A 17872-nucleotide genomic window follows, 5' to 3' on the forward strand; every position below is an offset into this window, starting at 1 on the left:
CGTACGCCGGGCCCGCACCAGTGATAACGGCCGGCGGGGCCGAAACATTTCCGCCCCGCCGTCCCGTTCGCACGTCAGCCGCCCTTCAGCCGCGGGTGAGTCCGCCGTCGTTGATGCGGGCGAGGAGGATCGCCTCAGCCAGGACCGCTTTCCGGAACTCGTCGAGGTGCAGTGATTCGTTCGCGCTGTGCGCGCGGGAGTCAGGGTCCTCCACACCGGTGATGAGGATCTGGGCGGACGGGAAGAGCTCGGTGAGGTCGGCGATGAAGGGGATGGAGCCGCCCATGCCCGCCTCCACGGGCCGCACGCCCCAGGCCTCCTCGAGCGCCGACAGCGCGAGCCGGGACGCGGGTTCCGTGGTGTCGGTCCGGAAGGGGCTCCCCGTCTCCCCCGGCGTGAACGTCACCCGGGCGCCGAACGGTGCGTGGGCTGCGACGTGGGACCGGACGGCATCCATCGCGGCCCGGGGGTCCTGTCCGGGGGCGAGGCGCAGGCTGAACTTGGCGCGGGCCCGGGGAAGGAGCGTGTTCGAGGACAGCGCGACCGACGGGATGTCCATGCCGATGATGGACAGCGCGGGCTTGTGCCACAGGCGCGAAGCGATGGACCCGGTGCCGACGAGGCGTACGCCGTCGAGCACCGAGGCATCCGCCCGGAAGTCGTCCTCGTCGTAGTCCACGGTTGCGTGGTCCCCGCCGTGCAGCCCCGCGATGGCGACGTCGCCGGCGTCGTCGTGCAGTGTGGCGATCAGCCGGGACAGGAGTGTCGGGGCATCCAGCACGGGGCCGCCGAACATGCCGGAGTGCACGGCGTGGTCGAGGACCTGCACCTCGATGGTGCCGTCCACGAGGCCGCGCAGGCTCGTGGTCAGGGCGGGTACACCCACCTTCCAGTTGCTGGAGTCGGCGACGACGATGACGTCGGCCTGGAGATCGTCCCGGTAGGTCTCGAGGAAGGAGCGGAAGGTGGGCGAGCCGGCTTCCTCCTCCCCCTCGATGAACAGGGTCACGCCGACACCGAACGCGTCGCCGAGCACCTCGGTGAGGGCCCCGAAGGCGCCGATGTGCGCCATGATGCCCGCCTTGTCATCGGCCGCGCCGCGGCCGTACAGCCGGCCGTTGCGTTCCGTGGCGACGAACGGCTCGGAGTCCCAGAGCGCCGGATCCCCGGGCGGCTGCACGTCGTGGTGGGCATAGAGGAGGACGGTCGGCTGCCCGACGGCCGCGGCGCGGCGGGCGACGACGGCGGGACCGCCCGGCGTGCCGTCGTTGTCGACGCGCAGGATGCGGACGTCGTCGATGCCCACCCCGCGGATCAGGGCCGCCACCGCCTCGGCACTGCGGTCGAGCTCATGGGCATCGAAGGCATCCCAGGCGATGCCCTGGATGGCGACGAGGCTCGAGAGCTGCTCGACGATACGGGGGAAGGACGCGTCGACACTGGCGCGGAGGTCGTCGCCGACACGCGACGGATCGTACGGACGGTCGATCGAGGGGTTCACGGAAGTCATGCCAGAACCCTACACACGCCGCACTCCGGAGGCCGGAGGCCGGCGCACCGGCACGACCCGGTGGGCGGGGTCCGGTCTCCGCGCGGTGTGGACCCGGTATCCTGAAGGGGTGTTCGGACGAAACAAAGAAGCCCCCTCTGCCCAGGAAGCCGTTGACAGCGCTTCACGCACCCCCGAGGCGCAGCGCGCGCAGGGCAAGGGCGCTCCCACGCCCAAGCGCAGCGTGCAGCAGGCCGCCCGCAAGCGGCCCCTCGTGCCCAACGACCGCAAGGCGGCGCGCGACCAGAGCCGCACCACGGTGAGGGACGAGCGCGCGAAGATGCGGCGGGCGCTCGACACCGACGACGAACGCTACCTCCCGCTGCGCGACAAGGGCCCGAACCGCCGGTACATCCGCCAGTTCGTCGACGCCCGCATCAACGTCGGCGAGTTCCTCATGATCGCCGCCCTCGTGTTCGTGATCCTGAGCTTCTTCCAGTCCCTCGCGGTGCAGAGCGCCGTGCTGATGGCGTTCTGGGTCCTGATCGTCGCGGTGATCGTGGACTGCGTCCTGCTGCGCCGGAAGCTGGGGAAGAAGCTGACCGAGAAGTTCGGCTCCCCCAACCAGGGCGACCTCTGGTACGGCATCACCCGTGCCCTGCAGCTCCGGCGCCTCCGCCTGCCCAAGCCGCAGGTCCGCCGGGGCCAGTACCCCGACTGACCCGTCCGCTCGTTCCCGGCACCGGTCCAGGTGCACCGAACGTCGAAGGAGCCGGGCCCTCGGGCCCGGCTCCTTCGCGTCCACCCGCCGGTTAGGCGGCCGGGGTACGCCGCGCCCGCAGGAGCCCGCGGTTGATGCGGTACGCCCAGAACGGCCCCTCGTAGAGGAAGCCCGTGTAGCCCTGGACGAGGGTGGCGCCGGCGTCGAGCCGCTCGAGGACGTCCCCGGGCGTCTCGATGCCGCCGACGGCGATGATGGCCAGCTGATCCCCGACCGCCGACCGCAGCCGGGTGAGGACCTCCAGTGCGCGGGCCTTCAGCGGTGCCCCGCTCAGTCCGCCGACCCCCTTCGCCATGACGTCCTCGGGGTCCGTGACGAGGTTCTCGCGCGTGATGGTGGTGTTGGTGGCGACGATGCCGTCCAGGCCGAGGGCGAGGGCGAGGGCGCCGACGTCGTCGATGTCCTGATCGGTCAGATCCGGCGCGATCTTGACCAGGAGCGGCACGTGCCGGCCCGCCGCGGCGTCCGCGGTGCTGCGGACGGCTTCGAGGAGCGGGCGGAGCGATTCGACGCTCTGGAGCAGCCGGAGGCCCGGGGTGTTCGGGGAGGACACGTTGACCACGAGGTAGTCGGCGACGGCCGCCAGCTGCTCGGCGCTGACGAGGTAGTCGGCGACCGCGTCGACGAGGTCCACCTTCTTGGTCTTGCCGATGTTGACGCCGACCACGGGCCGTGGCCGTGACCGGTAACGGTGTGCCAGCCTGCTCCGCGCCGCCCGGAGGCGGGGAGCGACGGCGGCGGCGCCGTCGTTGTTGAAGCCCATCCGGTTGATCACGGCCCGGTCCTCGACGAGCCGGAACAGGCGCGGCGCGGGGTTGCCCGGCTGGGCCTGGCCGGTGATGGTGCCGATCTCCACGTGGCCGAACCCCAGCGCGGTGAGGGCGAGCACCCCCTTGCCGCCCTTGTCGAAGCCCGCGGCGAGCCCGAACGGTGAGGGGAACTCGACACCGAAGGCGGTCGTGGCGAGGCTCGGGTCGGGTGCGCAGAGACGGCGCAGTGCCCAGCCGACCGGCGTGAGGTCGACCGCCCGGATCAGGCCGAAGCCGATGCGGTGGGCCCTTTCGGCGTCCATCCCGGAGAAGACGATCCGGAAGAAGGTCGGGTAGAAGCGCATGCCACCAGAATTCCACGCTCCCGCGGCGGGCACCAATCGGACGGGACGGGTCATGGGCGTCGGGAGGCGTGCGCCGGTAGGGTCGGGGCATGGACGAGAGCTGGTCGGAGGACATCCTCGGGGATCCCTTCCATGCCCTGACCCTCCCGCTGGAACCCGACGACGAGGGCCCACGGGTGGCGACCCTGGTGGCCTACGAACCGGATGCTCCCCCGGACGCCGGCGGTGAGGCGCCGGGACCCGTCCGGGCCGTCCTCTACATCCACGGGTTCAGCGACTACTTCTTCCACACGGAGCTCGCCGAAGCGCTCGCCGCGAGGGGCTGGGCGTTCTTCGCGCTGGACCTCCACAAGTACGGCCGCAGCCTGCTGCCGGGCCAGACCCCCGGCTTCGCGGTGTCCCTCGAGGAGTACGACGCCGACATCGAGGCGGCCCTGGCCGCGCTGCGGGCGCGGCTGGCGTCGCGCGCCGGGACGGCGACCGACCCCGAGGTGGTGCTCATGGCGCACTCGACGGGCGGGCTCACGGCGACGCTGTGGGCGGCGCGCCATCCGGGGCGGATCGCGGCGCTCGTCCTCAACAGTCCGTGGCTCGACACCCAGGGCAGTGCCCTCCTGCGCAGCGCCGCACAGGGCATCCTCGACACCCTCTCGCGCCGTCGGCCCAAGGCACGGCTGCGCCTTCCCGCACTGGGGTTCTACTTCAGGAGCATCAGCGACACGCTCGACGGCGAATGGCCGATCGATCCGGCGTGGCGGCCGGAGACGGGATTTCCCATCCGCGCCGGGTGGCTCGCGGCCGTTCTCGCCGGCCATGCAGCCCTGTCCCGCGGCGTGACGGTCGACGTGCCCGTCCTCGTCCTGTGCTCCGCGGCGTCCTCGATCAGCGCCACCTGGAGCGAGTCGATGCTGGAGTCCGACAGCATCCTCGATGTGGTGCCGATGGTGCGCCGTGCGGCGGAACTCGGGCACCACGTCACCATCCGGCGCCTGCCCGGCGCCCTGCACGACGTCTTCCTGTCCCGACCCGGGGTCCGCGACGCCGCGGTCCGTGCGGCCACCGCGTGGATGGACGCGCAGGTCCCGGCGGGGTCCCGGCCGCCGGTCGCCCGGTCGGCCCCGTCCCGGCCCGGCCCGCCGCCCCGCTAGGTGTACAGCTAGGAGGACACCCGGTCCGCCGCCTGGTCCACCGCTCCCCCGTACCGGCGGTCGCGGGAGGCGTACTCCTCGATGGCACGCCACAGGGTGCGACGATCGACGTCCGGCCACAGGGTGTCCATGAAGACCATCTCGGCGTACGCGGACTGCCACAGCATGAAGTTGGACAACCGCTGCTCGCCGGAGGTGCGCAGGAACAGGTCGACGTCGGGGAGGTCCGGTTCGTCGAGGTACCGCTGCACGGTCTTCTCGCTGACCGAGGAGGCCTTGAGGGTGCCGGCCGCGACGTCCTCGGCGATGGCGCGCGCGGCGTCGGCGATCTCTGCGCGCCCGCCGTAGTTGACGCACATCGTCAGGGTGCAGGTCGTATTGTCGACGGTGTACCGCTCGGCGTCCTCCAGCTCCCGGATGACCGACTGCCACAGCTTCGGCCGGCGCCCCGACCAGCGGATGCGGACCCCCCACTGGTCGAGCTGGTCGCGCTGGCGCCTCAGCACGTCCTTGTTGAACCCCATCAGGAACCGGACCTCCTCCGGGGACCGCTTCCAGTTCTCCGTGCTGAAGGCGTACACGGAGACGTGCCGGACGCCGATCTCGATCGCCCCGGCCATGACGTCGAGCAGCGCCGCCTCACCGGCCCGGTGCCCCTCGGTGCGGGGCAGGCCGCGCTCGTTGGCCCAGCGGCCGTTGCCGTCCATCACGATCGCGACGTGCCTGGGGACGAACTGGCGCGGGATGGACGGGGCCTGCTCGCCGCTCGGGTGGGGCCAGGGCGCTGCGGGTCGGGCGGGGTTGTTCATACACGCTCCACATGTTTGAGGGAGGCGACCCCGCGTTCGAGGTGCCATTGGAGGTAGGCGGCGACCAGACCGGCGGCCTCACGCCGCGCACCGGTCTCCGACGCATCCGCGACCGTCCAGTCGCCCGTGAGCAGCGCCCCGAGCAGCGCCATGGTCGCGGACGACGGCGACGCCGAGCCGGGCGGCCGGCAGACCGGGCAGACCGCACCACCGAGCGGCGCGGAGAAGGCGGAGTGGGGGCCGGGCGCGCCGCAGCGGGCGCAGGCCGTGAAGCTCGGGGCCCACCCCGCCGTCGCCAGCGCGCGCAGCAGGTAGGAATCGAGGATGAGCTCCGAGGCGTGCAGGTCGCGGCTGAGGGCGGAGAACGCCCCGGCGACGAGCGCGTACTGTGCTCCCGGGGCCTCGCCGATGTCCGTGAGGCGCTCGGCGGTCTCGGCGATGGCGGTCGCGGCGGTATAGCGGCCGTAGTCGGAGGCGATGCCGTGACCGTAGGCACCCTTGGTCTGCGCCTGGGTGACCACGTCGAGGTTCCGCCCGTGCGCGAGCAGGAGATCCACGGCCATGAACGGCTCCAGCCGCGAACCGAATTTGCTGCTGGTCCGGCGGACGCCCTTGGCGACGGCACGCACCTGCCCGTGCTCACGGGTCAGCAGGACGATGATGCGATCCGCCTCACCGAGCTTGTAGGTGCGCAGCACGACGCCCTCAGTGCGGTAGGTGCGGGATGCTGACGAGGAAGGCACTGGATCATTCTCCCACCTGCCACCCCCGCCGGACCGCTCGGAGCGGGACGGCGGGGGTGGCGGGCCGGGAGCCGGCGGGGCTCAGGCGGCGTCGCGGATGGCCCGGTTGACCGCCGAGACGACCGCCTTGAGCGCGGCCATGGTGGTGTTCGCGTCGATACCGACGCCCCAGAGCACCCGTTCGCCGACGGCGCACTCCACGTACGCGGCGGCGCGCGCGTTGCCGCCGGAGGACAGGGCGTGCTCGGTGTAGTCGAGGACACGGACGTCCACGCCGTCCTGGCCGAGGATGGTGAGCAGGGCATCGATCGGGCCGTTGCCCTGGGCCGCCTTCCGCTGCTGCACACCGTCCACCAGGAGCGTCGTGACCAGCTTGAACGAGCCGTCCTCGGCCGTGTCCGTGTTGACGGAGGTGAGTTCGTAGTGGCCCCAGGCCTCCGCGCCGCCCTCGGTACGCGTGGGCAGGTACTCGTCCTGGAAGACCGACCACAGCTGGGCGCCGCTGACCTCGCCACCCTGGGTCTCCGTACGGCGCTGGATGACGCCGGAGAACTCGATCTGCGCGCGGCGCGGCAGGTCGAGGCTGTGCTCGTGCTTGAGCAGGTACGCCACACCCCCCTTGCCGGACTGCGAGTTCACCCGGATGACGGCCTCGTAGGACCGGCCGATGTCCTTCGGGTCGATCGGCAGGTACGGGACGGCCCACGGGAGGTCGTCGACACCGACGCCGGCCGCGGCGGCGTCGCGCTCCATGCTCTCGAAGCCCTTCTTGATGGCGTCCTGGTGGGAGCCGGAGAAGGCGGTGAAGACGAGGTCGCCACCGTAGGGGGAACGCTCGGGCACGCTGAGCTGGTTGCAGTACTCTGCGGTGCGGCGGATCGAGTCCATGTCGGAGAAGTCGATCTCCGGGTCGATGCCCTGGCTGAAGAGGTTCATCCCGAGCGTCACCAGGTCCACGTTGCCGGTCCGCTCGCCGTTGCCGAAGAGGCATCCCTCGATGCGGTCGGCGCCGGCCAGGTAGCCGAGCTCCGCCGCGGCCACCCCGGTGCCGCGATCGTTGTGGGGGTGCAGCGACAGGATGATGCTGTCCCGGTCCGTGAGGTTGCGGCTCATCCACTCGATCGAGTCCGCGTACACGTTCGGCGTCGCCATCTCGACGGTGGCCGGCAGGTTCAGGATCATCTGCCGGTCGGCGGAGGCCTCGAACACGGCCGACACCTCGTTGCTGATGCGGGCGGCGAACTCCAACTCCGTCCCCGTGAACGATTCCGGGGAGTACTCGTAGGTGATCGCCGTGCTGCCCATGTTCTCCTCGAACTTGCGGCACAGCCGGGCGCCCTGGAGGGCGAGGTCGATGATGCCGTCCTGGTCCTGGTCGAACACGACGCGCCGCTGCAGCACGGACGTCGAGTTGTAGAGGTGCACGATCGCGCGGTCCGCCCCCTCGAGGGACGCGTAGGTCCGCTCGATCAGGTGTTCACGCGACTGCGTCAGGACCTGGATGGTGACGTCGTCGGGGATGCGGTCGCCCTCGACGAGCTGGCGGACGAAGTCGAAGTCGGTCTGCGACGCCGACGGGAAGCCCACCTCGATCTCCTTGAAGCCCATCCGGACGAGCAGGTCGAACATCTTGTGCTTGCGCTCGGGGTTCATCGGGTCGATCAGGGCCTGGTTGCCGTCCCGGAGGTCGACGGCGCACCAGCGGGGCGCCTTCGTGATGACGCGGTCCGGCCACGTGCGGTCGGGGAGCTCGACGGTGATCTGGTCCTGGAAGGGACGGTACTTGCCGAACGGCATACCGGAGGTCTTCTGTGCGTTTCGCATGGGGGGATCGGCCTTGTCTATGGGAACTGAGTGTGCCGGCGGCCGGGCGACGCGAACACCGCGGCGAGGGGTGGCCAATGGCTCTGAGTCCTAGATGGCCTCGCCGCGGCACCGAAGAAGAGTTCTCTGTGCACGCACATTTCCACGATAGCACGGCACATAGGATGGCTTCCGGGGGCGCTCGGACGAGTGCACGCCCGGAAGCACCACGAGGAATCAGGAAGCCACCATGACGATCAGCACCTTCGATCCGACCACTCTCGACACGACGATCCGGCCCCAGGACGACCTCTTCCGGCACGCGAACGGCGTGTGGCTCAGGGACACGGCCATTCCCGACGACCGACCGCTCACGGGCTCGTTCACCGGCCTGCGCGACGCCTCCGAGCTCGCCGTGCGGACCATCATCGAGGAGGCCGCGGCGGAGGCGGCCGGCGGTTCCACCGACGCGCTCGACACGAAGATCGGCACCCTGTACGCGGACTTCATGGACACGGCACGCATCGAGGCCGCAGGTGCCGCGCCGATCAGGCCCCTGCTCGACCGCATCAGGGCGGTGGCCACGGTCGAGGACCTCGTGGACCTCAGCGCCGGCCTCACCCGCTCGGGCATCCAGGGCTTCGTGGCGCCGTATGTGAGCAACGACGCCGGCAACCCCGAGCGCTACCTGCTGCACCTGTACCAGTCGGGACTCGGCCTGCCCGACGAGTCCTACTACCGCGAGGAAGGCTTCGCCGAGACGCGTGACAGGTACCGGGACCTCCTCGCGCGGCTCTTCGACCTCGCCGGGACAGCCGATCCGGCCGGCGCAGCGGCCCGTGTCCTCGCGCTGGAGACGCGCCTCGCGGCGTCGTCGATGGGGTCCGTGGAGCGCAGGGACCCGCAGAAGACGTACAACCTGGTGCAGCACGACGCCGTCGCCGGGCTCTCGGAGCATCTCGTCCCATGGCTGCGCATCGTCACCGACACCCCCGACCAGGCCGCGGAGCTCGTGGTCAACCAGCCCGGGTTCGTGCGCGGACTCGACGGCGCGCTGCGCTCCGAGGACCTCGGCACCTGGCGGGAGTGGCTCGAGAGCCGCGTCCTGCTGCACGCGGCCGACTACCTCGACGAGCGGTTCGTCGACGCCGCCTTCGCGTTCTACGGCACGCACCTCGCGGGCACTCCCCGCATCAAGGACCGCTGGAAGCGCGGCGTCGCCCTGGTCGAGGGCGCGGTGGGCGAGGCGATCGGGCAGCGGTACGTCGAACGGCATTTCCCGGCCACGCACAAGGCCGCCATGCTCGACCTCGTCGGCAACCTCATCGCGGCCTACGAAGCGAGCATCACGTCCCTGGCGTGGATGACGGACGAGACCCGGGAGCGCGCCCTCGAGAAGCTGTCCCAGTTCACGACGAAGATCGGCTACCCGGAGACGTGGATCGACTACGGCCCGCTCGAGGTGCAGGCGTCCGACCTCCACGGCAACGTACTACGCGCCGCCGAGTTCGAACACCGCCGGCAGCTCGGCAAGCTGGGTGGACCGATCGACCGGGGCGCCTGGCTCATGACACCGCAGACCGTCAATGCCTACTACATGCCCACCATGAACGAGATCGTCTTCCCGGCGGCCATCCTCCAGCCGCCCTTCTTCGACATCGAGGCCGACGACGCCGTCAACTACGGCGCGATCGGCGCGGTCATCGGCCACGAGATCGGCCACGGGTTCGACGACAAGGGATCCCAGTTCGACGGCACCGGGCGCCTGCGGAACTGGTGGAGCGAGACGGACAGGACCGCCTTCGACGCGCTGACCGGGCGCCTCGTCGCCCAGTATGCCGCGCTGGAGCCGTCCGAGGTGGCCGGACGGACCGTGAACGGCGAGCTCACCCTCGGCGAGAACATCGGCGACCTCGGCGGTCTCGGCATCAGCTACCGGGCCTACCTGCTGAGCCTCGGCGGTGCCGAGGCTCCGGTGATCGACGGGCTGACAGGGACCCAGCGCTTCTTCCTCTCCTGGGCCACGTGCTGGCAGCAGAAGATCCGCCCGGAGGAGGCGAAGCGGCGCCTGACCGTCGATCCGCACTCCCCCAACGAGTTCCGCTGCAACCAGGTGGTCCGCAACCTGGACGAGTTCCATGCGGCGTTCGGCCTCGGCGCGGAGGACCGGCTGTGGCTGGAGCCCGAGGACCGCGTGCGCATCTGGTAGGCCGCGTCCCCGGCACGCCGGCCCCCGTCGTCCCGGGACGACGGGGGCCGGCCTGCGTCCCGGGGCCGTTCCTAGAGGCCCGACGACGCCTGGCAGGTCACCTCGTCGGCCGTCTGGCCCTCCAGCGCACTGCCCAGCGGCGGCACGACGACCCTGGGGCCGGTGGCCAGGTCCGCCCCGACGAGCAGCTGGACGCCGGCCGCCGACTCGTCGAGGGTGACCCGGCTCTGCGGTACACCGAACCGGTCGGCGACATCCGCGGCAGCCGCCTCGTACCCGGAACTGAAGTAGACCTGCGACATCTCCGCCGGCACGGACGCGAAGGGTACGGCCTGCGTGTATCCGGCGGCGACGAGCAGCTCCTGCAGTTCGGCCGCCCGCTCCGGGTCCGAGGTGGCGTTCACGACGAGGACGGGGACCGTCCCGGGGTCGGCCGCCGGGGCCTCGGGGGTGGCGGACGCGGCGGGCGCCTGCGTGGCGGGAGCTGCCGTCGCCGACGGTTCGGGCTCGTCCTCGGTGAGGCCGCGGTCCTCGCGCAGCGCGTCGAAGAGCGGCGCGGCCGCGTCCTCGTCGAGCACCAGGCGGTTGGGATCCTCGACCCACTGCTCGGTGGGGACCGTCACGAAGGCGATGTTGCCGAGGTCGACGTCCTTCATGCGGTCCGCGATCTTCAGCAGCTCCGTGGGCCGCGACAGATCTTCGTCCACCGTGAGGTTGCGCGTGACCGTGTCGGCGATCGAGTAGAGCCTGGGCAGGTTGGTCAGGGTGCCTTCGGCGCGCACCTTGCGCGCCATGGATGCCAGGAACGACTGCTGTGCCGCGATGCGCCCCGTGTCGCCGCCGTCGCCGAAGCTGTGGCGCGTCCGCAGGAAGGCCAGCGCCTGGTCACCTTCGACTTCGCTGGTCCCCGCGGGCAAGGTCAGACCGGAATACTCGTCGTCCACGGGTTCCTCGACGCAGACCTCGACGCCGCCGAGGGTGGAGGACAGCTCCTTGACCGCGTTGAAGTCCGCCATCATGAAGTGGTCGATCGACAGTCCTGTGAGGTTGTTGATCGCCGCGACCGTGCACCCGGGCCCTCCCTCGCCGAGCGCGCCGTTCAGCTGGCCCAAATCCATCGCCTGGGAGGCCTCGCCGGTCTCGGGGTTCACGCAGCTGGGCAGCGGGACGAGCAGGTCGCGGGGGAAGGAGACGACGGTGACGTCCTCCCGGTCGGCCGAGAGCGTCAGGAGCATCATGACGTCCGAGTTGCCGTCCCCGGCCGAATCGTCCTCGCTCCCGAAGAACTCCCCCGCGTTGCCGGTGCGCGTGTCCGTGCCGAGGACGAGGATCTGGAGCGGATCGGTGCGGGAGTCCACGGGGAGCGCCGTTTCCCCGTTCTCGCCCAGGTTCAGTGGGGAGGTCGCGACGTTCGACTGCAGGCGGAACACCTGGACCGCGACGAACGCCACGGCGGCGACGAGGACGGTGGCCATGACCATGGCGGCGATCACCAGCCCCCGGTGCCGGCCCCCGCGGCCGAGATGCCGCCCTGCCGGCGCCGCATCGCCGTGCGCATCGGTGGTGACCGCCGCAGCGGCGTCGCCGGCGTTCTGCGCGCCATCACTGGACGGTCGGCGGGTCATGCCCGGGCTCCTTCGGGTGGTCGGACGTGGATACTGCCGGCGGCATCGGGGACGGCGCGCCGGTACCCGGCGGCGGGTCAGGACGTGGGGCGGCCGGCTGGCAGGTTCATGGGCGTGTCCCGGCAGTCCAACGAACGGTGCCGGGAAGTAGTGCCTGCTAGAACCCTAGCTTGACCAGCTGCTTGGGGTCGCGCTGCCAGTCCTTGGCCACCTTGACGTGGAGGTCGAGGTAGATGCGGGTGCCGAGCAGGGCCTCGATGCCCCGGCGTGCGTTGGTCCCCACTTCCCGGAGCCGCGCCCCGCCCTTGCCGATGATGATGGCTTTCTGGGACGGACGTTCGACGTACAGGTTCACGTGGACGTCGAGCATCGGATTGTCCTCGCTGCGCCCCTCCCTCGGGATCATCTCCTCCACGACGACGGCGAGGGAGTGCGGGAGCTCGTCACGGACGCCCTCCAGGGCGGCTTCGCGGACCAGCTCGGCCACCATGACGGCCTCCGGTTCATCCGTCAGCTGCCCGTCGGGGTACAGGACGGGCGATTCGGGCATGTGCCTGCTGAAGACCTCGGCGACGGTGGCCACCTGGAATCCGTCCGCGGCGGAGACGGGCACGATGTCGGCCCACCCGTCGTCACCCGCCACCTCGGTGCCGAGCCTCGCGACGGCCAGGAGCTGCTCCGTGAGGGCCTGCCGGTCCACGAGGTCGGTCTTGGTGACCACCGCGATCAGCGGCTTGCGGTTCAGCCGGGCGAGCTGCTCGGCGATGAAGCGGTCCCCGGGGCCGATCTTCTCGTTCGCGGGCAGGCAGAACCCGACGGCGTCCACCTCGGAGAGGGTGTCGGCGACGAGGTCGTTGAGCCGCTGACCCAGCAGGGTGCGGGGGCGGTGGAGCCCGGGGGTGTCGACGAGGACGATCTGCGAGTCCTCGCGGTTCACGATGCCCCGGATGGTGTGACGGGTGGTCTGCGGCTTGGCCGACGTGATGGCGACCTTCTGCCCCACGAGGGCGTTCGTCAGGGTCGACTTGCCCGCGTTCGGCCGTCCGACGAGCGAGACGAATCCTGCCCTGTGCTTAGCGTCGCTCATTGTCAGCCTCTATCGTCTCTCGTTCGTCGTGCGCTGCATGCCCTGTCGGCAGGCGGTAGGTGATCACGTGGGAGACCCTGTTGCGGCGGCCCTCCACGCGTTCGGCCCGCAGGCCGATACCGTCAATTGTGACCTCTGATCCGACGATCGGCACCCTGCCCAGGGTCTTGGCCAGCAGGCCGCCGACCGTGTCCACCTCCTCGTCGTCGAGGTCGAGGCCGAACAGCTCGCCGAGGTCGTCGATCCCCATGCGGGCGCTCACCCGGTACTCGCCGCCGCCGAGCTGTTCCTGTTCCGGCACCTCGGAGTCGTACTCGTCCACGATCTCGCCGACGATCTCCTCGATGAGGTCCTCGAGCGTGACGAGGCCCGCCGTGCCACCGTATTCGTCGATGACGATGGCCACGTGGGTCGACTCGCGCTGGAGCTCCCGGAGCAGGTCGCCGACAGGCTTGGACTCCGGGACGTACCGCGCGGGCCGGCATTCGGCGTCGACGGGGCGGGCCAGGTTCGACGCCGGCCGGCCGTGGAGGCTCGCCACGACGTCCTTCAGGTACAGGAGCCCGCGGATGTCGTCCGAGCTCTCGCCGATGACGGGGATGCGGGAGTAGCCCGAGCGGAGGAAGAGGGACATGGCCTGGCTGAGCGTCGAGCCGGACTCGATCGTGACCATGTCGGTGCGCGGGACCATGACCGAGCGGACCTTGGTGTCGCCGAGTTCGAACACCGAGTGGATCAACTCCGCCTCGTTGTCCTCGATCATCTCGGCGTCGGAGGCGCGGGAGAGGAGCTCACGGAACTCCTCCTGCGTGAAGAACGCTGCCTCGTCGCGCGCTGCGCCGGGCGTGATGGAGCTGCCGATGCGCACGAGCCAGCGCGGAATCGGGCCGAGGACCGTGCACAAAAAGGACACGAGTCCTGCGGTCAGGCGGACCACGCCGGGAGCGTGGGTGCGCCCGAGCTGCCGGGGCGACACGCCCACGATCACGAAGCCGACGCCGGCCATCACCGCGGTGGCGAGGAGGCCGGCCAGCCAGACGTTGTCGAGCAGGTCGTGGAAGAGGATCGCGACGGCGACGGCCCCGGCCATCTCGAACCACACCCGCCAGAACCGGAGGGCGTGCATATGGGCGACGGGCGCGTCGAGGATGCGCCGGATCGAGTGCGTCCGGGACTCGGCGACGAGCGCCTCGCCCTCCTGGCGCGGCAGGTAGCTGAAAGCCGCCTCGGCGGCCGTGACGAGGGCGGCCGTGAGGGCGAAGAGCAGTCCCATCAGCGCGAGCAACCAGATGGTCAAGCGCGCGTCTCCCGGGGGGCGTCGCCGCCGAGGAAGTCGGACAGGAGCTGGCGCTGCAGGCCGAACATCTCCTTCTCGTCCTCGGGCTCCGCGTGGTCGTAGCCGAGGAGGTGGAGGACCCCGTGCGTGGTCAGCAGCAGCAGCTCGTCCTTCGTGCCGTGCCCTGCGGCGGCGCCCTGCGATGCCGCGACGTCCGGGCACAGGACGATGTCGCCGAGGAGCCCGGCGGGTGTCACCCGGCCGGGCGTGCCCGGCCGCAGTTCGTCCATGGGGAAGGAGAGCACGTCGGTGGGACCGGGCTCGTCCATCCACTCGATGTGCAGCCTCTCCATCGCGGCGGTGTCCACGAGGATGATCGACAGCTCGGCCTCGGGGTGGACGAAGAGCGATTCGAGCAGGAAGTTCGACAGGCGGACGAGGGAGGCCTCATCGACGTCGTGCCCGGATTCGTTGTTGACCTCGACGCTCATCGGGCGGCCGCCGGCCGACCGGTGCGCGCCTGCGCGGCACGCTGGGTCTCGTCCCAGTCGCCGTAGGCGCTCACGATGTCCCCGACGAGCCGGTGCCGCACGACGTCGGTGGCGTCGAGTTCACTGAAGTACACGTCGTCGACGTCGCGGAGGATCTCGCTGACGACGCGCAGGCCGGAGCTCGTGCCGCTGGGCAGGTCGACCTGCGTGACATCGCCCGTCACGACCATCTTCGAGCCGAAGCCGAGGCGCGTGAGGAACATCTTCATCTGCTCCGGGGTCGTGTTCTGGGCCTCGTCGAGGATGATGAACGCGTCATTGAGGGTCCGACCGCGCATGTAGGCGAGCGGGGCCACCTCGATCGTCCCGGCCGCCATCAGGCGCGGGATGGAATCGGGGTCCATCATGTCGTGCAGGGCGTCGTACAGGGGGCGCAGGTACGGGTCGATCTTGTCGTTGAGCGTGCCGGGCAGGAAGCCCAGGCGCTCCCCCGCCTCGACGGCGGGCCGGGTCAGGATGATCCGGTTGACTTCCTTGTGCTGCAGCGCCTGCACGGCCTTGGCCATCGCGAGGTAGGTCTTGCCGGTACCCGCCGGACCGATGCCGAACACGATGGTGTTGCGGTCGATCGCGTCGACGTACGTGCTCTGGTTGAGGGTCTTGGGGCGGATCGTCCTGCCGCGCGAGGAGAGGATGTTGACGGACAGCACCTCCGCCGGACGGGCCGCGCTCTGCGTCTTCAGCATGGTGACCAGCTGCTCCAGGACCTGGGGCGAGACGGGCGCGTTGTTGGCGGCCATGGAGCGGACCTCGGCGACGAGCCGCTCGGTCCGCAGCACGTCGGCCGAGGGGCCGGTGATCGTGAGCTCGTTGCCGCGGGCGTGGAGGCCCACGCCGGGGAAGGACTCCTCGATCAGCCGCAGCGCTTCGTCGTTGGATCCCAGCGCCTGCACCATCTGCTCCGTCGAGTCGAAGAGGAACACCCTGGTGTCGAGTCCTGCCGCGTTGATGCCTGTTGAAGTTTCGCTCATACCTCGGCCGTCCGGCCTTCGATCGCCCCTCATCCGAATTCTCGTACTACTGGTGGTGTTGTGCCGCCTCCGCCCATGAGGCAGGGATGTCAATGGTACGTCATCCCGCCTGCCCCGGCCCTTTCGTCAACACGGTCCGAGGGGCCTTGATTCCCCGCAACCGGCCGGAATGCAAGCGATTTCTCGGACCGCTGTCCCCGCTCTCCGTGCGCCGCGGGATTCGTAGCGAATCGGCCACGGCTTCGTATCGATCAGGTTTCAGTCGTCCCCCGCGTCGATATTCGGCCGGGCAGCGCTGCCGCGTTGTGCCAAGCTGAAATACGTCCGCCCTGAGCGATCCTGCCGGCGGCCGCGCCGGGGACGGCGCCGCCGGTGCCACGCTCCGGGGACCGGACGACACCACCCATCGCCGGGCACGACCGATCGTCCCGCGCGCACCGAGGAGAGGAGGAGAGCATGAACCACCAGGACCCGCTGAAGAAGAGCCGGCTGGGACTCGGCGGAATCCTCCTCGTCTCCGGGGGCGTGCTGGTGGGCAGCGGCGCCTTCCTCCTCCCCGATCTGGGGCGGCTGGCGGGCAGCGCGCAGATGGCCCCCCTTCCGGATCCCCGCGCCACGACGGCGACCGACGGCGCCACCACCGATCCGGCCGATGCCGAGCTCCGGCGGGGCTCCGCCGCGGGCCCCTCGGACGACGCCCGGCCGCTGGTGCCCGTCTACTGGCTCGGCGGCGACGACGGCGACGAGCGGCTCTTCCGCGAGTACCTGGCGACGCCGGAGGAGTCCGCGGGCGATCCGATCGCGGATGCCGTGAGGCTGATGACCTCCGGCCGCCCGCTCGATCCCGACTACCACTCGTCCTGGCGGGCGGCATCGGGCATCAGCTCGTCCGTCTCGACGAAGAACGTGATCACCCTCGACATCTCCTCCGATGCCTTCGCGCAGCGCCTCGACGAGGAACAGGCGCGCCTCGCCCTGCAGCAACTGGTGTACACGGCCACGGCGGCGGCCTCGGATGCGGGGCTCATCGCGGGCGGCGAGGCGAGTTCCGTCGTCGTCCTGGTGGACGGCGCGGCGGACCGCCGGGCCTTCGGGTCCGTGGACCTGGGCGGCGAGTGGACCCGGGATGCCGCGACCCTCGCCCCGCTGTGGATCATCGATCCGCAGGAGGGCACCCGGACCGACCCCGGGAGCCTGACCGTCCACGGGATCGGCCCGGCGTCCGAGGAGGAACTGGCCTGGCGCATCGATCGCAGCATCGACGGCTCGGCGGAGGGCGGCACGGAGCTCTACCGGGACGGCTCGGTGGCCATCGCACGCCAGGACGGCGCGCCGGGTGCCTACTCGTTCCCGGTGACGCTGCCTCCGGGCCGGTACGAGATCACCGTCTCCGTCCCCTCCGATGACGGCGACTCCGCCGACTCGAAGACCGTCGTCGTCGGCTAGGTGTCCTGCCGGCGGACGCATGCGTCGGCCGGCCGACGCATGCGCGGCAGGCGGACTACCAGCGTCCGAGCAGGTGGTTCAGCAGCACCAGCGCCGCCGGGCCGGCCGTCGAGGAGCGCAGGACATGCGGGCCCAGGCGCGCGGTCCCGGCTCCCGCGGCGCGCAGCTTTCCCAGTTCCGCGTCGCTGATCCCGCCCTCCGGTCCGACGACGACGGCCGTCGACGTCGCACCCGACGGAGCGCCCGCGAGCAGCGCGGACACCTGGTCGGCGAGCGGGAGGTCGGCGTCCTCGTGCAGGACGATCATGCTCTCGACGGTCTCCGCCCATGCGGCCAGGCGGGAGGTGTCCATCACGGCGTGCACCTCCGGCACGAACGAGCGGCGCGACTGCTTCGCCGCGGCACCAACGAGCGACACCCACTTCTGCCGGCCCTTCTCGGCCCTGTCGCCGCGCCAGCGCACGATGCTCCGCTCCGCATGCCAGGGCACGACGGCGTCGATCCCGAGTTCGGTCGCCGCCTCCACGGCCTGCTCGTCGCGGCCGCCCTTGGCCAGGGCCTGCACGAGGATCAGCCGGTGCCGCGGTGCGGGCTCCTGGCCGGCTGTCTCCACCGTGATCTCCACGGTGCCGTTCCCGACCGCGCTGATGGTGCCGCCGATGCGGTACCCCGCACCGTCGGAGACGTCGAGGCGCTCGCCCTCGCCGAGGCGGCGGACGGTGGCGGCGTGGCGCCCCTCGTCACCGCCGAGCACGAAGACGCCGCCGGGGGTCGCCGCACGGACCGCCTCGCCCGGCCCGAAGAACAGGGGACGCGTCAT

Annotated in this window: 15 protein-coding genes; 4 read left to right on the forward strand and 11 right to left on the reverse strand. The window is 70.9% G+C overall.

What is annotated here, in order from left to right; translation table 11 throughout:
- Positions 1-85 precede the first annotated feature (85 nt).
- Entirely contained in the window at positions 86-1510 is a 1425-nt protein-coding gene (locus tag RY94_RS12280) for a dipeptidase (RefSeq protein WP_043445437.1), read from the reverse strand.
- Between the two features lie 109 nt (positions 1511-1619).
- On the opposite strand from RY94_RS12280, the gene RY94_RS12285 reads away from it, so the two are divergent.
- Entirely contained in the window at positions 1620-2210 is a 591-nt protein-coding gene (locus RY94_RS12285) for a DUF3043 domain-containing protein (protein WP_043445439.1), read from the forward strand.
- A 91-nt stretch (positions 2211-2301) separates the two neighbouring features.
- On the opposite strand, the gene RY94_RS12290 is transcribed toward RY94_RS12285, so the two are convergent.
- The gene (locus RY94_RS12290; RefSeq protein ID WP_043445442.1) at positions 2302-3384 is read right to left on the reverse strand and encodes a quinone-dependent dihydroorotate dehydrogenase; all 1083 of its coding nucleotides are present in this window, start codon (positions 3382-3384) and stop codon (positions 2302-2304) included.
- Between the two features lie 89 nt (positions 3385-3473).
- Here RY94_RS12290 and RY94_RS12295 point away from each other — a divergent pair, with 89 nt between their 5' ends.
- Positions 3474-4532, forward strand: coding sequence for an alpha/beta hydrolase (locus RY94_RS12295; protein WP_052274309.1), 1059 nt, complete (start codon positions 3474-3476; stop codon positions 4530-4532).
- Positions 4533-4540: 8 nt separating this feature from the next.
- Here RY94_RS12295 and RY94_RS12300 read toward each other — a convergent pair whose 3' ends face one another.
- The 3 genes from RY94_RS12300 to leuA form a co-directional block, all read right to left on the reverse strand.
- Entirely contained in the window at positions 4541-5341 is an 801-nt protein-coding gene (locus RY94_RS12300; protein WP_043445444.1) for an isoprenyl transferase, read from the reverse strand.
- The gene (gene recO / locus RY94_RS12305) at positions 5338-6084 is read right to left on the reverse strand and encodes a DNA repair protein RecO (RefSeq protein WP_043445445.1); all 747 of its coding nucleotides are present in this window, start codon (positions 6082-6084) and stop codon (positions 5338-5340) included. Before recO ends, RY94_RS12300 begins: the two co-directional genes overlap by 4 nt.
- An 81-nt stretch (positions 6085-6165) precedes the next feature.
- Positions 6166-7908, reverse strand: a complete 1743-nt coding sequence (gene leuA, locus RY94_RS12310) for a 2-isopropylmalate synthase (RefSeq protein ID WP_043445448.1) — start codon at positions 7906-7908, stop codon at positions 6166-6168.
- 229 nt (positions 7909-8137) lie between these two features.
- On the opposite strand from leuA, the gene RY94_RS12315 reads away from it, so the two are divergent.
- Entirely contained in the window at positions 8138-10096 is a 1959-nt protein-coding gene (locus RY94_RS12315) for a M13 family metallopeptidase (RefSeq protein WP_043445451.1), read from the forward strand.
- A gap of 71 nt (positions 10097-10167) precedes the next feature.
- On the opposite strand, the gene RY94_RS12320 is transcribed toward RY94_RS12315, so the two are convergent.
- The 5 genes from RY94_RS12320 to RY94_RS12340 all read right to left on the reverse strand — a co-directional run bounded on the left by RY94_RS12320 (position 10168) and on the right by RY94_RS12340 (position 15606).
- The gene (locus tag RY94_RS12320) at positions 10168-11721 is read right to left on the reverse strand and encodes an LCP family protein (protein WP_082046319.1); all 1554 of its coding nucleotides are present in this window, start codon (positions 11719-11721) and stop codon (positions 10168-10170) included.
- A gap of 157 nt (positions 11722-11878) precedes the next feature.
- On the reverse strand, positions 11879-12808 hold the full coding sequence (gene era, locus RY94_RS12325) for a GTPase Era (RefSeq protein ID WP_043445453.1): 930 nt from the start codon (positions 12806-12808) through the stop codon (positions 11879-11881).
- Complete coding sequence (locus RY94_RS12330) at positions 12795-14105, reverse strand: hemolysin family protein (protein ID WP_082046320.1); 1311 nt, start codon at positions 14103-14105, stop codon at positions 12795-12797. Before RY94_RS12330 ends, era begins: the two co-directional genes overlap by 14 nt.
- Entirely contained in the window at positions 14102-14575 is a 474-nt protein-coding gene (ybeY, locus tag RY94_RS12335; protein WP_043445456.1) for an rRNA maturation RNase YbeY, read from the reverse strand. The genes RY94_RS12330 and ybeY overlap by 4 nt, the downstream gene beginning before the upstream one ends.
- Positions 14572-15606: a PhoH family protein gene (locus RY94_RS12340; protein WP_052274310.1), complete on the reverse strand. Its 1035-nt coding sequence runs from the start codon at positions 15604-15606 to the stop codon at positions 14572-14574. The genes ybeY and RY94_RS12340 overlap by 4 nt, the downstream gene beginning before the upstream one ends.
- 456 nt (positions 15607-16062) lie before the next feature.
- On the opposite strand from RY94_RS12340, the gene RY94_RS12345 reads away from it, so the two are divergent.
- Positions 16063-17052 (forward strand): GerMN domain-containing protein, encoded by a 990-nt coding sequence (locus RY94_RS12345; protein ID WP_052274311.1) that lies wholly within the window; start codon positions 16063-16065, stop codon positions 17050-17052.
- Positions 17053-17107: 55 nt separating this feature from the next.
- Here the strand turns inward: RY94_RS12345 and RY94_RS12350 are convergent, their stop codons facing one another.
- Positions 17108-17872 carry a 16S rRNA (uracil(1498)-N(3))-methyltransferase gene (locus RY94_RS12350; protein ID WP_043445459.1) on the reverse strand — a complete coding sequence of 255 codons (765 nt, stop codon included), beginning with the start codon at positions 17870-17872 and terminating at the stop codon, positions 17108-17110.

This window comes from Arthrobacter sp. L77 (assembly GCF_000816565.1).
GTDB classification, from domain to species: Bacteria; Actinomycetota; Actinomycetes; order Actinomycetales; family Micrococcaceae; genus Arthrobacter_D; species Arthrobacter_D antioxidans.